Here is a 13,999-nt window from a genome sequence, read left to right on the forward strand (position 1 = left end):
GTACATGCTGGAGCCGGGCGCCAAGGCGGAGATCCTGTCCGTGGCGTTCGCCGGCGAGGGGCAGCACCAGGACCCCGGCGGCAAGGTGATTCACGCCGCGCCGCACACGCAGTCGTCGGTCGTCAGCAAGTCGATCAGCAAGTCGGGCGGCCGTGCCGGCTACCGGGGGCTCGTGAAGGTGTATCCGGGCGCGCACGGCAGCAAGTGCGCGGTGCGGTGCGACGCGCTGATCCTGGACGACAAGTCGCGGTCGGACACCTACCCGACGATGGAGATCGACGAGACGGACGTGCAGGTGACGCACGAGGCGACGGTCTCCAAGGTCTCGGACGAGCAGCTCTTCTACCTGATGAGCCGCGGTGTGAACCAGGACGAGGCGATGAACATGATCGTCCGCGGCTTCATCGAGCCGATCTCGCGCGAGCTGCCGATGGAGTACAGCGTCGAGCTCAACCGGCTGATCGCGCTCGAGATGGAAGGATCGGTGGGCTAACGCCGCCCGCATCGGCTCCGGCGGACGCCGTGCAAGGATCACGGGAGGGCGGGGCGGCGGTCCTGCCCTCTCGCAACGCAACGGAGGACATGGTGAGCAAGAATCCATCGACGGTGACGAGTGCGCAGGAGGCCGCGAAGGCGGCCGGGGATCCCGCGCAGACAGGGCTGGACCGCGCGCTGGTGACGCGGCTCAGCGCCGCCGCGGGCGAACCCGACTGGCTGCGCGAGCAGCGGCTCGCGGCGTGGGAGGAGTTCGTCCGGCTGCCGGTGCCCCCGGACGCCGGCGAGGAATGGCGGCGGACCGACCTGAGGCCGCTCGACTTCGGGGCGCTCCGGCCGGTCGAGGCGCCGGCTCAGAAGCCGAAGGCGCCGGCCGGTCTCATGTCGCTCGTGGGGTATCCCGATGCGGCCGCGGGCCTGCGGCTCGTCGTCGACGGCGCCGCGATTCAGTCGCGGCTCGCGCCGTCGCTCGCCAAGGACGGGATCATTTTCTCGTCGCTCGCGGACGCCGTGCGCGCGCATCCGGACCTTGTCCGGCCGCACCTGGGTGCGGTGGTCCGTTCCGGCGAGAACAAGTACCGCGCGCTCAACGCCGCGCTCTGGCAGGGCGGCACGTTTCTCTACGTGCCGGCCGGCGTCGAGGTCGATCTCCAGCTGGCCACCGGGACGTGGCTCACACAGGAGGGCGTGGCTTTCTTGCCGCGCACGCTCATCGTCACCGGCGAGCGCGCGCGGGTGACCCTGGTCGAGGTGTTCGGATCGACCGACGGCGCCGCGCGGACGTTTGCGGACCACGCGGTCGAGCTTGTCCCCGGCGCCGGCGCGCAGATCCGCTACGTGAACCTCGAGGACTGGGGCCGGAACCTCTGGGAGGTGGGCATCGTCCGCGCGGTCGTCCGGCGCGACGCCACCGTCAACACGCTCATGATCGGCTTCGGCGCCGGTCTCGTGAAAACGAACGTCGAGTCGCGCCTGCTCGGCGAAGGCGGCACGTCGGAGATGCTGGGCGTGCTCTTCGGCGACGGGGCGCAGCATTTCGACTACCACACGCTGCAAGAGCACGCCGCGCCGAGCACGACGAGCGACCTGCTGTACAAGGGCGCGCTCAAGGACAAGGCGCGGTCGATCTTCGCCGGGCTGATCCGGGCCGACCACGGCGCGCAGAAGACGAACGCGTTCCAGCTGAACCGCAACCTCATTCTGTCCGAGGGCGCCCGCGCGGACAGCATGCCGAAGCTCGAGATCATGGCCAACGACCTGCGGTGCACGCACGGCGCGAGCACGAGCCGTCTCAACGACGAACAGATCTTCTACCTGATGAGCCGCGGCCTGCCGCGCGCCGCCGCGGTGCGGATGATGGTGGACGGGTTCTTCGGCGAGATCTTCGACCGGATCCCGATCGAGTCGGTGCGCGAATGGCTGAGCGGCGCCATCGCGCGCAAGATGGCGGGATACGCGTGAGCGCGGGCTCCGCGCCTGCCGGGGAGTTCGTCCGCGTGGCGCGCCGCGCCGACATCCCGCCCGGTGCCATCGTCCGGGTCGAGGCGGGCGGGCACGCGATCGCGGTCGCGAACGTCGACGGCGAGTTCTACGCGATCGACGACACATGCACGCACGAAGAGGCGTCGCTCAGCGAGGGGGGGCTCACGGGCGAGGTCGTCGTCTGCGCCCGCCACGGCGCGCGGTTCAACGTGAAGACGGGGCGCGTGCTTTCGCTGCCGGCCGTGCGCTCCGTGGCGACGTACGCGGTGAAGGTGGAGGGGGACGACGTGCTCGTGGCGACCGGGCCGCGGCGGTCCGCGGAATTGCCGCACCGCCGGTAGAGTTGTCCTCCCCGGAGGCACGATGATGGGCATCCCGGCGACGATCCGAGACGACTTTCCGATCCTCGGGCAGACGGTGAACGGAAAACCGCTCGTCTACCTGGACAGCGCCGCGACGTCGCAGAAGCCGCGTCAGGTCATCGACGCGATCGTCACGTACTACAGCGAATACAACGCGAACATCCACCGCGGCGTCTACGCGATCGCGGAGCGCGCGACCGGGGAGTACGAGGCCGCGCGCGCCAAGGTCGCCCGGTTTATCGGCGCGGCCGAGCCCGCGGAAGTCGTCTTCACCCGCAACGTCACGGAGGCCCTCAACCTGGTGGCCTACGGTTGGGGCCGCCGCCACGTCGGGCCCGGCGACGAGATCCTGACGACCGAGCTGGAGCACCACAGCGACCTCGTGCCCTGGCAGATGCTGGTCGCCGAGCGCGGCGCGCGCCTCAGGCACATCCCGTTCGACGACCGCGGCCGGCTGGTGCTCGACGGCCTCGACCGCCTGCTGACGGACCGCACGAAGATCGTCGCGCTCGCGCACGTGAGCAACACTTTCGGCACCGTGACGCCGGTGGAGACGATCGCCGAGGCGGCGCATGCCCGCGGCGCCGTCGTCGTCGTGGACGGCGCGCAGTCGACGCCGCACCGGCCGGTCGACGTGCGGGCGCTCGGCGTCGACTTCTACGGGTTCACCGGGCACAAGATGCTGGGGCCGATGGGCACCGGCGGTCTGTGGGGCCGCCGCGAGCTGCTCGAGGAGATGGAGCCGTTCGAGGGCGGCGGGGAGATGATCTCCGACGTCTGGCTCGATCGCGCGGAGTGGAACGAGGTGCCGTGGAAGTTCGAGGCGGGCACCATGAACGTGGGCGACACGATCGCCTTCGGGGTCGCGATCGACTACCTCCAGAATCTCGGGATGAAGAACGTCCAGGAGCACGAGCGCTCGATCACCCACTACGCGCTGGCCCAGCTGTCCGAGATTCCGGGCCTGCACGTGCTCGGTCCCGGGGTCGACGAGCGCGGCGGCGTGGTATCGTTCTGGATGGACGGGATCCACCCCCACGACATCGCGCAGGTGCTCGACGGCGAGGGGATCTGCGTGCGCGCCGGCCATCACTGCGCGAAGCCCGCGCACCGCAAGCTCGGCATCGGCGCGTCCGCGCGCGCGAGCTTTTACGTCTACACGATCCGCGAGGAAATCGACGCGCTCTGCCGGGCGCTCTTGAAGACGAGGGAACTGTTTCGTGTCGCTGGATGAGCTGTACCGCGACGTAATTCTCGACCACTACAGCCACCCCCGCAACCGCGGCGTCGCCGATCCGGCCGACGCGAAGCGCGAGGGGGCCAATCCGCTCTGCGGCGACGAGATCACGGTTTCGCTCCGGGTCCGGGACGGCGTCATCGAGGACGTGCGGTTCGAGGGCAAAGGGTGTTCGATCAGCCAGGCGTCCGCGTCGATGATGACCGAGCAGCTCAAGGGCAAGCCGGTGGCGGAGGCGAACCGTCTTATCGCCGCGTTCAAGGCGATGATGCACATCCCGTCCGGCGCCGAACCGGAGGTCGACGAGATGGGCGACTTGGTCGCGCTGGCGGGGGTGCGGAAGTTCCCGGTGCGGGTGAAGTGCGCGACGCTTTCGTGGATCACGCTCGAGATGGCGCTGCAGGAGCTCGGGTACCCGGGCCCGGCGGCGACGGCGGAGGCGGGGCGCGACAAGGCGTGAGCCGTAGGAGGTCCGCATGTCGATCGGATTCGTAGGCCCGCGGCCCGAGGGGACGCCCGCGGCCGAGCCCAAGCGCAGCCAGATCGCGCCTGTGGCGGAGATGGTCGGGATCCTCGACAGCCTCCCGGGCGGCGGCCTCATTCTGACCACCGTCGAGGCCGCCCTCAACTGGGGGCGCGCCAGCTCGCTGTGGCCGCTCACGTTCGGGCTCGCGTGCTGTGCGATCGAGATGATGGCCGCGTTCGCGAGCCGGTTCGACCTCGACCGGATGGGCGTGATCCCACGCGCGACGCCGCGGCAGGCCGACCTCATGATCGTGGCGGGCCGCGCGACGCTGAAGATGGCCCCGATCGTCCGTCGCCTGTGGGAGCAGATGCCGGAGCCGCGGTACGTCATCTCCATGGGGTCGTGCGCGACGTGCGGCGGCCCGTTCTACTACGACAACTACTCGATCCTGAAGGGCATCGACCAGGTCGTGCCGGTCGACGTCTACGTGCCCGGCTGCCCGCCGCGGCCCGAGGCGCTGATCGAGGGCATCCTGAAGCTGCAGGAGCAGATCAAGAAGGAGCCGTTCCTCCGCAAGCAGGCGCTCGACGCGATCGCGGCGCGGACCGCGGGAGGCCGCCCGTGAGGGCGGCCGGCGACGCCCGCGCATCCCGCGGGCCGGCCCCCGACGGGGGATATGCTGCGCCGGACAGGGCGGGGCCGAGATAGCCGTGTCGACGGCGCTCCGCACGGAAGAGCTGATGCTGAACATGGGGCCGCAGCACCCCAGCACGCACGGCGTGCTGCGCCTCGTCGTCACGCTCGACGGCGAGAACATCGTGGACGTGAAGCCGGACATCGGCTACCTCCACTCGTCGGTCGAGAAGATGATGGAACACCGCCTCTACGTCCAGAACGTCTCGCTCGCCGACCGCGGCATGGACTACCTGATCGCGATGCAGAACGAGCAGGTGTACTGTCTCGCGGTCGAGCGCCTCGCCGGCATCGAGGTCCCGGAGCGCGGCAAATACCTGCGCGTGATCTTCGACGAGTTGCAGCGGATCGCGAGCCACCTCGTCTGGCTCGGGACGTGGGGCATCGACCTCGGCGCGACCACGGTCTTCCTGTGGTGTTTCCGCGAGCGTGAGATGATCCTCGACCTGTTCGAAAAGGTCACGGGCGGGAGACTCCACCACGCGTACTTCCGGATCGGCGGCGTCTACGTCGATCCGCCCGCCGGGTGGACGGACGAGGTGAAGACGTTCCTCGACTACTTCGACCAGCGCGTCGTCGAGTACGACAAGCTCCTCACGGCCAACCCGATCTTCGTCGCGCGCACGAAGGGCGTGGGCGTGATCCGGCGCCGCGAGGCGATCGCGATGGGGGCGAGCGGGCCGGTCGGCCGCGCCAGCGGAATCGCGACGGACGTGCGCAAGGCCGAGCCGTACGAGGTCTACGACCGGATGCACTTCGACGTGCCGGTGTTCACGGAGGGCGACTGCTTCGCGCGCTACCAGGTGCGGCTGGAGGAGATGCGGCAGTCGTCGCGGATCGTGCGCCAGGCGCTGAAGGAGCTGCCCGGCGGCGAGGTGCGCTCCCGCGTGCCGATGACGATGAAGGCGCCGCGGGGCGAGGCCTACGTCCGCACGGAGTCCGCGCGCGGCGACCTGGCGATCTACCTCGTCAGCGACGGCGCGGAAATGCCGTATCGCGTCAAGATCCGGGCGCCGTCGTTCAGCAACCTGTTCGCCCTGTCGGAAATGATGCGCGGCTGGAAGATCGCGGACGTGATCGCGATCCTGGGCAGCATCGACATCGTGCTGTCGGACGTAGACCGGTAAGGAGGGTACCCGGCGGATGGGCGTGGTTCCCCGGCGCGTGAACATCGGCGGACGGGTCGCGGGCGCGGCGAAGGCCCTCGCGACGGGCCTCGGGCTGACGTGGCAGGTGATGCTGCGCCGTAAGGTGACCGTCAAATATCCGATCGAACGTCTCGCGGTCTCGAACCGCTTCCACGGCCTGCTGGCGCTGCCGATCGATCCCGAGACCGGCAAAGACCGCTGCATCATCTGCTTCCAGTGCGAGCGCGTCTGTCCGTCGCGCTGCATCCACATCGAGGCGTCCGGCAAAGGCAAGGAACGTGTGCTGAGCCGCTTCGACATCGAGATGGACAAGTGTCAGTACTGCGGCTTCTGCGTGGAAGTCTGCCCGACGGAAGCGATCGTCTTCGTGCCGCACTACGAGTCCTCGACGTTCGACCGCAGCACGCTGCTCTACAACCTCGACGAGCTGCACCGCGCCGTGCCCAAAGAGCCGATCGCGACGGGCATTGTCGGGGGCGCACACCGCCACAACGGACATCGCGACGGCACCGGGAGGCGCACGTCATGAGGCCGGAGCGCATCGCGCTGATGCTCGAGCGCTTCCCGGAGCTCCAGGATCTCCAGGCCGAGCAGCGCGCCGAGGAAGCGAAGGCCGAGGAGGAGTGGAAGGCCAAGGAGCGCGAGTGGCAGGCCGCGGCGGAGCAGGCCAAGGCCGAGGGGAAGCCGGCGCCACGCCCGCTGCGGAAGGAAGAGTCGAAGATCTACCACTATCGCGGCGAGACCTTCCGCGTCCCGAGCGAGCGGCTGCTCGACGTCTGCCGGTGGCTGCGCGACAACCCCGAGTTCGACATGTCGTATCTGTCCTTCGTGTCGGCGATCGACTGGCCGGATCGGTTCGAGATGATCTACCACCTGGCGTCGGTCAATCTGGGGCACGGGCTCACGCTCAAGACCTCGATTCCGAAGGAGCGGCCGTCGATCTCCTCGGTCGTCGAGTTGTGGCCCGGCGCCGACTGGCACGAGCGCGAAGCCTACGATCTCTTCGGCATCGTCTTCGAGGGCCATCCGGACCTCCGCCGGATCATGATGAGCGCGGACTGGAAGGGCCACCCGCTGCGCAAGGACTACGTCTACGAGGATCCCCAGTGGCTTGTCGACGTGACGACGCGGCGCCAGCAGGAGCTGGCCGCGACCGGCGACGACTGGGAGGGTCGCGGCTCCCGGAGTTAAGTCGACGTGGCGAGGCGCCGGGCAATCGCGGCTCGTTCCCGCGGACGGACGGTAACCTTTGCAGGATCTTTGTCGTATCTTTACACGGCGGGGGATACAATACGCCCGAGCGGCTGCCTGAAGCCGCCGAGCGTGGGGTGACGGGCCCATGACCATCTCGAAAACGCGGGGATTCTTCGCCGGCGCGGCCGGCGGCGCCGTCGCGGTGGCGGTGCTCTTTGCCTACCGCTTCGCCACCAACATGCCGACGCTGCAGGAGGCGCTCGCCGAGCGCATGATTCGTCTCCTGCCGTATCAGGTGTTCGCGCTGATCCTGGCCAAGCTGCAGCATGCCGCCAAGCCGCTCGGGTTCGGCATGGCCATTCTGGCGATCCTGATCGGGTTCGGCGTCGCCGGAATGCTGTACGCCGCCGTCGCGGCGCGCGCACGGTGGTCGCCGCTGCGCGGCGCGGTGGTGACGGCTGTGGTCGCGTGGGTTGTTCTGACGTTCGGGTTCCTCCCGCTGATCGAAGGCGGCGCGCTCGGGGCGCCGCTCTCCACCGTGGTCTCGGATCCGGCTCTCCCGATGGCGCTTGCGTGTATCGCGTACGCGCTGGTGCTGGCGTGGCTGGCGCGCGTGCCGGCACAGATTCGGGCGGGCGGGGGCGTCCGCCTCGACCGCGGGCTCGGGCGCCGTCATTTGCTGCGACGGTCCGCGCTGATCGTCGCGGGCGCGGCGCTCGGCACGCAACTCGCCGCGTGGGGTTCGGCGGCGGCCGGCGCGGTTGCGTCGGCGGCCGCGGCGGCGTTCCGCATGATCAAGGGCATGCCGCCCGAGGTGACGCCGGTCGGCTCGTTCTACCAGATCTCGAAGAACTTTTTCGATCCGACGGTCGATGTCGGCAAGTGGCGCCTCGAGGTCACCGGGCTCGTGAACACGCCCCTCAAACTCTCGCTGGACGAGGTGAAGGCGTTTCCCCCGGTGGAGCGCTACCAGACGTTCCAGTGCATCAGCAACGAGGTGGGCGGCGACCTGATTGGGAACGCCAAGTGGAAGGCCGTTCGGGTGCGGGACGTGCTGGCGAAGGCCGGCGTCAAGCCGGGCGCGACGACGGTCATCTGGCGCGCCGCCGACGGGTATTCGGAGTCGATCGCGTTCTCGATCGCCGACGACCCGGAGACGCTGCTCGCCTACGAGATGAACGGCGAGCCGATCCCGCAGAAGCACGGGGCGCCGGTGCGGTTGCTGCTGCTGAACCGCTACGGGATGAAGCAGCCGAAGTGGCTCACGAGCATCGAGGTCGCGAACCACGACTTCAACGGCTACTGGGAAAATCAGGGCTGGAGCAAGGAAGCGATCGTCAAGGTGAGCAGCGCGTTCCTCGTCGAGCAGCGCGAGAACGGGATGATCGCGCTCGGCGGCTGGGCGTACGCGGGCAACCGCGGCATCTCGAGGGTGGAAGTCAGTCCCGACGACGGCAAGACGTGGCTCCCGGCCGCGGTGAAAGAGCCGTTCAACGTGAACTGCTGGCAGCTCTGGTCCGTCGAGTGGAAGCCGCCGGCGCCGGGCGAGTACACGATGAAAGTGCGCGCGTACGACGGCGCGGGCAAGATGCAGCCGATGGGCCCCAAGCCGACGCTGCCGGACGGCGGCGAGGGCTGGCACACGGTGAAGGTGAAAGCGTAGTCCGCTTCCAAACAGATAGTCCGCATGCCGAGACCTGCTAAGGCGTCGTTACGCGCGGCCGCGGCGCCGGCCGCGACGGCATCAAGACCTGCCTCACGCAACGGACGCATCCCCGTCCGCGCCCCGCGCGGCCGCGTGCGGCGCATCGTCACGGTCGGCGATAGGGCGGCCGCGGTCCTGCGCCGGCGCAGCCGGCCCGTCGGCCGGCTCGACGCGTCGATCCGGCGTCTCGTCGCGGACATGGCGGTGACGATGCGGCATGCGCAGGGCGTCGGGCTCGCCGCCCCGCAGATCGGCGTACCGCTGCGGGTGCTCGTGGCCGACACGGGCCGCGGGTTGCTCGCGCTCGTAAATCCGCGCCTCCTGCGCCGATCCGGCGCGCAGGTCGCGGTGGAGGGCTGCCTCAGCATTCCCGGGGTCGTCGCGCCGGTCAGGCGGGCGCTTCACGTGACCGTCGACGGCACGCTGGTCACCGGGCAGCGGGTCGGGCTGCGCGCGACGGGCTACGTCGCCCGCATCCTGCAGCACGAGATCGACCACCTCAACGGGGTGCTGTTCCTCGACCGGGTGCGCCGGTCGGCGATCCACCGCCGGCCTCTGCGCCCCGGGGAACGGCGCCGCGGCGCGAAGTCCGCGGCGGCCGCCGTGCTCCGGACCGCCGCGAAATCCGGCCGCCGGCGCGGGCATCCTCCCACACGGACGCGGGCCGTGCCACGTCCGGGCCCCGCGGGCCGGCCGTCGCGCCACCCCGAAGATCCGCGGGCGGGCAGCACGCTCGTCGTCGCTTCGATGCCGCGTCCTCGGCCGGCGCCGTCCCGCGAGAGCGGGACCGGCCGTCGGTACGCGACGGCGTCGCCGGTCACCGCGCGGCCCTGACGCCGGTGCGGTACTTCACCGTGCCGGAAGCGCAGACGCTCTTGCCGAGGCTGCGCGAGACGCTGGAAGCCCTGCGCCGCACCCGCGACGAGGCCATGCTGAAGAAGACCCAGATCGAGATGCTGTGGAAGCGTCTCGACGCCGGCGAGGCGGTGCTCGGCGCGGTCGGCGAAGAGCAGAAACGCCTCGACGCGCTCGCGACGAAGCTGTCGGGGATCGCGCAACAGCTCGAAGAGATCGGCTGCATCCTCCGGGACGTCGACGCCGGCCTCGTCGATTTCCCGGCGCGCGTGCGGGGCGGCCGGACCGTGTTTCTCTGCTGGCGGCTCGGCGAGCCCGCGATCGCGTTCTGGCACGGCACCGGCGAAGGCTTCGCCGGGCGCAAACCGCTCGCCGAGCTGCCGCTGGATCAGGCATGACGTACGGAGGTCCGCATGGATTCGTTTGATCTCGTGGTCGTCGGCGGCGGGCCGGCCGGCTACGTCGGCGCCATTCGCGCCGCGCAGCTCGGGCTCCGCAGCGCCCTTGTCGAGCGCGAGAAGATCGGCGGAACCTGCCTCCACGTCGGCTGCATCCCGACGAAGGTGCTGCTCCACACGGCGCAGCTGCTCGAGGACGTTCGCCGGGCTGCCGAGTTCGGGATCGCCGTGGGGGAGCCGCGCCTCGACATGGCGGCGCTGCACCGCCGCAGGGAGCGCGTCGTCACCACGAACTTCCGCGGCGTCGAGTATCAGATGCGCACGAACGGGATCACCGTGATTCCCGGCGACGCGCGTCTGCTCGATCCGACGCACATCCGCGTGACGGCGGCCGACGGATCGACGATGGACGTTCAGGCCGCGGCGGTGCTGCTCGCGACCGGCTCAACACCTAGAAGCCTGCCGGGCGTGACGATCGACAACGAGCGGGTGCTGGACAGCACCGGGGCGCTTCGGCTCGCGGAGGTGCCGGGCTCGATCGCGATCATCGGCGCCGGCGCCGTCGGCTCGGAGTTCGCGAGCATCTTCGCGGCGTTCGGGGCCAAGGTGACGCTGATCGAGTATCTGCCGTCGTGCCTGCCGCTCGAGGACGAAGAGGTGTCCGCGGTGCTCACGAAGGCGCTGCAGCGCCGCGGCGTGACGGTGAAGACCGGCGCGGCCGTGACGGGCGTCCGGCCGGACGCGGGCGGCGTGCGGGTCGCGCTGCGGACGGGCGATGCCGAGGAGGCGGTTGCCGCGGACTACGCGCTGGTCGCGGTGGGCCGCGCGCCGCTGGTCGACGGGCTCGGGCTCGAGGCGATCGGCCTCGGGGTGGAGCGCGGCGCGCTCCCGGTCGACGAGCGGATGCGGACCTCCGTCGACACGATCTACGCCGCGGGCGATGTGATCGGCGGCCTCCTGCTGGCGCACGTCGCATCCGCCGAGGCGGTCGTCGCCGTGGAGGCGATCGCGGGGCGCACTCCCCCGCGGCTCGATCCGAATCTGATGCCGCGATGCACGTATTCGATTCCGCAGGTGGCGAGCGTCGGCCTGACGGAGCGGCAGGCGAAGGAAGCCGGCCACGACGTCGTGGTCGGCCGCGGCCAGTTCATGGCCAACGCCCGTGCGGCGATCCTCAACCGCCGCGAGGGCCTCGTGAAGATCGTCGCGGACCGCGAACTGGGCGAGATCCTCGGCGTGCATCTCGCCGGTCCGGAGGTCACGGAGTTGCTGCCGGAGGCGGTGCTCGGCAAGAGCCTCGAGGCCACGGCGCTGGAGATCGGGCAGGCGGTCCACGCCCATCCCACGCTGTCGGAGGCGATACACGAGGCGGCGCTCGGCGCGCTCGGCCGGGCGATCCACGGGTAGGGCGGCTTGGTCGGGCGCGGGAAGGGTAGAGGAGCGCCCTCGAAACGCGGGGAAAGTTTACAGGTAGCCCACATGAGCGTACCCGACACGCGGGCCAAGCCACGCGAGGATTTGACCCCGAAGAGCCTCGGGCTCAGCGAAGCCGACGTCCTCGACATGTACTACTATCTACGGCTCGCCCGCGCCGTCGACGACCGGATGTGGGCGCTGCAGCGCTCCGGGAAGGCGGCTTTCGTCATTTCGGGGCAGGGCCACGAGGGCGCCCAGGTCGGCACCGTCTACGCCCTCAACACCGAAAAAGACTGGCTGGTCCCGTTCTACCGCTCGGTAGCCGCGGTGCTCACGAAGGGCATGCCGGCCGCGGAGATCTTTCTGATCCAGCTCGGCAAGGCGCCCGACCCGAGCAGCGGCGGCCGGCAGATGCCCGGGCACTACGGGCACCGACACTACAAAATTCTGTCTACGAGCAGTCCCGTCGCGACACAGTGCCTCCACGCGGCGGGCATCGCCTACGCCGCGAAGGTCCGGCAGACCGGCGAGATCGCGCTGACCGAGCTCGGCGACGGCTCGACGAGCGAAGGCGACTTTGGCGAGGCGCTCAACTTCGCGGCGATCCACCGGCTCGGCGTCATCTTCGTCGTCGAGAACAACGGCTACGCGATCTCGGTACCGCTCAGCAAGCAGATGGCGGTGCCGAACGTCGCGGCGCGCGCGGCCGGCTTCGGCATGGCCGGCGTGACCGTCGACGGCAGCCACGTGCTGCACGCCTACGCGGCGGCGAGGGACGCCGCGGCGCGGGCCCGCCGAGGCGAGGGGCCGACGCTGCTCGAGGTCATGGTGCCGCGCTTGACGGCGCACAGCAGCGACGACCAGCAGGAAAAATACCGTCCGGCCGACGAGATCGCGCGGGACCGCGCGCGCGACCCCGTGCACGTCTTTACCGAAGAATTGCGCGGCTGGGGCATTCTCAGCGACGTACGCGAGAGGGAAATCCTCTCCCGCATCCAGCACGAGATCGACCTCGGGACCGAGATGGCGGAGGAGGCGGCGCTGCCCGATCCCGCCACGGCTGCGCGGTGGGTCTACGCCGAGCCCCCGAACCCGCGGTTTCGCGCCTAGCCAATGGCGGAGAAGCGCTACCTCGACGCGATCCACGACGGGCTCCACGAGGAGATGGCCCGAGACGAGCGTATCGTCGTGCTCGGGGAAGACGTCGGCCGCAAGGGCGGCGTCTTCGGGGTCACCGACGGCCTCTCCCAGGCGTTCGGCGAGGCGCGCGTGCTCGACACGCCGCTCGCGGAGTCGACGATCATCGGCGTCGCGTTGGGGATGTCGGTGAACGGCCTGCTGCCCGTGCCGGAGATCCAGTTCGCCGATTTCATCCACCCGGCGTTCGACCAGATCCTGAGCGAAGTGGCGCGCCTCCGGTACCGCTCCAACAACGACTATGAGTGTCCGATGACGATCCGGGTGCCCTACGGCGGCGGCGTGCACGGAGCGCTCTACCACTCGCAGTCGATCGAAGCGTTCTACGCGCACATCCCCGGACTCAAGATCGTCGCGCCGGGCACCCCCGACGACGCCAAGGGGCTGCTCAAGTCGTCCATCCGCGATCCCGACCCCGTGATCTATCTCGAGCACAAGAAGCTGTACCGGTCGATCCGGGGCGACGTGCCTGACGGCGACCACCTGGTGCCGATCGGCCCGGCGCTCGTCCGCCGTCCCGGCCGCGACCTCAGCATCTTCGCCTACGGCCTGATGCTGCACGAGTCGCTGGCCGCCGCGGACGCGCTGAGCCGCGAGGGCGTGGAGGCCGAGGTCGTCGATCTCCGCACCATCAAGCCCCTCGACGCGGGGACGATCCTCGAGTCGGTGGAGCGCACCAATCGGGCGTTGATCGTTCACGAGGACAACCGGTTCGCGGGGTTCGGCGCGGAGATCGCCGCGCTGATCGCGGAAGAGGGATTTCGTTTCCTCGACGCCCCGCCCACCCGGCTCGGCGGCCCCGACGTGCCGGGCGTGCCGTTTTCGACCCCGCTCGAGAACTGGTTTATGCTGGACGCGGCGAAGATCGCGGCGGCCGCCCGCACCGTCGTCGCGTACTGATAGCCGGTAAGGCGCGGGACAACGACGCGAACGGGCAGGCGAACGCCATGGCCACCGAGATCAAGATGCCCCAACTTGGCGAGAGTGTGCACGAAGGCACGCTCGGACGCTGGCTCAAACAGCAGGGCGACACCGTCGCCAAGTACGAGCCGCTCGTCGAGGTCATCACCGACAAAGTCAACGTGGAGATGCCCTCGCCGTACGCCGGAGTGCTCGAGCAGATCCTCGTGCAGGAAGGGCAGACGGTGACCGCCGGGACGGCGATCGCGACGATCCGCGAAAGCGGCGCGGCGCGCCCGGCCGTTCGGGCCGCGCCGGCCGCCGAGACCCCGGCGGTTGCTTCCGGTCCCGCGCCGGCGCCGCAGACCGCCCGCCCGCAGCCCGTGCAGCCGGCCGCTCCGGCCGGGCCGGGGGCGGGCCCGCGGGGGCGGGATGGGCTCCGGCTGACGCC

Annotated in this window: 16 protein-coding genes; all 16 read left to right on the plus strand. The window is 70.1% G+C overall.

Going from position 1 to position 13,999, the window contains the following annotated elements; genetic code table 11:
• The coding region (locus VFL28_09775) for a SufD family Fe-S cluster assembly protein (GenBank protein ID HET7264949.1) at nucleotides 1-493 on the plus strand (493 nt) is incomplete at its 5' end.
• Between the two features lie 92 nt (nucleotides 494-585).
• The gene (gene sufD / locus VFL28_09780) at nucleotides 586-1,956 is read left to right on the plus strand and encodes a Fe-S cluster assembly protein SufD (protein ID HET7264950.1); all 1,371 of its coding nucleotides are present in this window, start codon (nucleotides 586-588) and stop codon (nucleotides 1,954-1,956) included.
• On the plus strand, nucleotides 1,953-2,318 hold the full coding sequence (locus VFL28_09785; GenBank protein HET7264951.1) for a non-heme iron oxygenase ferredoxin subunit: 366 nt from the start codon (nucleotides 1,953-1,955) through the stop codon (nucleotides 2,316-2,318). The genes sufD and VFL28_09785 overlap by 4 nt, the downstream gene beginning before the upstream one ends.
• Before the next feature lie 22 nt (nucleotides 2,319-2,340).
• On the plus strand, nucleotides 2,341-3,573 hold the full coding sequence (locus tag VFL28_09790; protein ID HET7264952.1) for a cysteine desulfurase: 1,233 nt from the start codon (nucleotides 2,341-2,343) through the stop codon (nucleotides 3,571-3,573).
• Nucleotides 3,560-4,036, plus strand: a complete 477-nt coding sequence (locus VFL28_09795; GenBank protein ID HET7264953.1) for an SUF system NifU family Fe-S cluster assembly protein — start codon at nucleotides 3,560-3,562, stop codon at nucleotides 4,034-4,036. Before VFL28_09790 ends, VFL28_09795 begins: the two co-directional genes overlap by 14 nt.
• A 100-nt stretch (nucleotides 4,037-4,136) precedes the next feature.
• Nucleotides 4,137-4,667 (plus strand): NADH-quinone oxidoreductase subunit B family protein, encoded by a 531-nt coding sequence (locus VFL28_09800; protein ID HET7264954.1) that lies wholly within the window; start codon nucleotides 4,137-4,139, stop codon nucleotides 4,665-4,667.
• A gap of 115 nt (nucleotides 4,668-4,782) precedes the next feature.
• A complete protein-coding gene (locus VFL28_09805) occupies nucleotides 4,783-5,862 on the plus strand; it encodes an NADH-quinone oxidoreductase subunit D (protein ID HET7264955.1) in 1,080 nt (359 codons plus the stop codon).
• 16 nt (nucleotides 5,863-5,878) lie between these two features.
• The gene (locus VFL28_09810) at nucleotides 5,879-6,412 is read left to right on the plus strand and encodes an NADH-quinone oxidoreductase subunit I (protein ID HET7264956.1); all 534 of its coding nucleotides are present in this window, start codon (nucleotides 5,879-5,881) and stop codon (nucleotides 6,410-6,412) included.
• Nucleotides 6,409-7,074 carry an NADH-quinone oxidoreductase subunit C gene (locus VFL28_09815; GenBank protein HET7264957.1) on the plus strand — a complete coding sequence of 222 codons (666 nt, stop codon included), beginning with the start codon at nucleotides 6,409-6,411 and terminating at the stop codon, nucleotides 7,072-7,074. Before VFL28_09810 ends, VFL28_09815 begins: the two co-directional genes overlap by 4 nt.
• Nucleotides 7,075-7,222: 148 nt before the next feature.
• Nucleotides 7,223-8,740 (plus strand): molybdopterin-dependent oxidoreductase, encoded by a 1,518-nt coding sequence (locus VFL28_09820; protein HET7264958.1) that lies wholly within the window; start codon nucleotides 7,223-7,225, stop codon nucleotides 8,738-8,740.
• Between the two features lie 135 nt (nucleotides 8,741-8,875).
• Nucleotides 8,876-9,616 carry a peptide deformylase gene (def, locus tag VFL28_09825; protein ID HET7264959.1) on the plus strand — a complete coding sequence of 247 codons (741 nt, stop codon included), beginning with the start codon at nucleotides 8,876-8,878 and terminating at the stop codon, nucleotides 9,614-9,616.
• Nucleotides 9,617-9,621: 5 nt separating this feature from the next.
• Entirely contained in the window at nucleotides 9,622-10,035 is a 414-nt protein-coding gene (locus tag VFL28_09830; protein ID HET7264960.1) for a DUF2203 domain-containing protein, read from the plus strand.
• Between the two features lie 15 nt (nucleotides 10,036-10,050).
• A complete protein-coding gene (gene lpdA, locus VFL28_09835; GenBank protein ID HET7264961.1) occupies nucleotides 10,051-11,442 on the plus strand; it encodes a dihydrolipoyl dehydrogenase in 1,392 nt (463 codons plus the stop codon).
• 72 nt (nucleotides 11,443-11,514) lie between these two features.
• On the plus strand, nucleotides 11,515-12,561 hold the full coding sequence (locus tag VFL28_09840; GenBank protein ID HET7264962.1) for a thiamine pyrophosphate-dependent dehydrogenase E1 component subunit alpha: 1,047 nt from the start codon (nucleotides 11,515-11,517) through the stop codon (nucleotides 12,559-12,561).
• A gap of 3 nt (nucleotides 12,562-12,564) precedes the next feature.
• Nucleotides 12,565-13,548: an alpha-ketoacid dehydrogenase subunit beta gene (locus VFL28_09845; GenBank protein HET7264963.1), complete on the plus strand. Its 984-nt coding sequence runs from the start codon at nucleotides 12,565-12,567 to the stop codon at nucleotides 13,546-13,548.
• Between the two features lie 47 nt (nucleotides 13,549-13,595).
• Nucleotides 13,596-13,999 (plus strand): biotin/lipoyl-containing protein (locus tag VFL28_09850; GenBank protein ID HET7264964.1); only part of this gene is annotated, 404 nt, incomplete at its 3' end.

The organism is bacterium, assembly GCA_035691305.1.
Lineage (GTDB): Bacteria > Sysuimicrobiota > Sysuimicrobiia > Sysuimicrobiales > Segetimicrobiaceae > DASSJF01.

What these genes read in the sequence shown, in the direction of transcription:
- VFL28_09790 (HET7264952.1), top strand. Translation starts at nt 2,341, where the DNA reads ATGATGGGCATCCCGGCGACGATCCGAGACGACTTTCCGATCCTCGGG.
- VFL28_09800 (HET7264954.1), top strand. Translation starts at nt 4,137, where the DNA reads ATGGTCGGGATCCTCGACAGCCTCCCGGGCGGCGGCCTCATTCTGACC.
- VFL28_09805 (HET7264955.1), top strand. Translation starts at nt 4,783, where the DNA reads ATGCTGAACATGGGGCCGCAGCACCCCAGCACGCACGGCGTGCTGCGC.
- VFL28_09810 (HET7264956.1), top strand. Translation starts at nt 5,879, where the DNA reads ATGGGCGTGGTTCCCCGGCGCGTGAACATCGGCGGACGGGTCGCGGGC.
- VFL28_09815 (HET7264957.1), top strand. Translation starts at nt 6,409, where the DNA reads ATGAGGCCGGAGCGCATCGCGCTGATGCTCGAGCGCTTCCCGGAGCTC.
- VFL28_09820 (HET7264958.1), top strand. Translation starts at nt 7,223, where the DNA reads ATGACCATCTCGAAAACGCGGGGATTCTTCGCCGGCGCGGCCGGCGGC.
- lpdA (HET7264961.1), top strand. Translation starts at nt 10,051, where the DNA reads ATGGATTCGTTTGATCTCGTGGTCGTCGGCGGCGGGCCGGCCGGCTAC.
- VFL28_09840 (HET7264962.1), top strand. Translation starts at nt 11,515, where the DNA reads ATGAGCGTACCCGACACGCGGGCCAAGCCACGCGAGGATTTGACCCCG.
- VFL28_09845 (HET7264963.1), top strand. Translation starts at nt 12,565, where the DNA reads ATGGCGGAGAAGCGCTACCTCGACGCGATCCACGACGGGCTCCACGAG.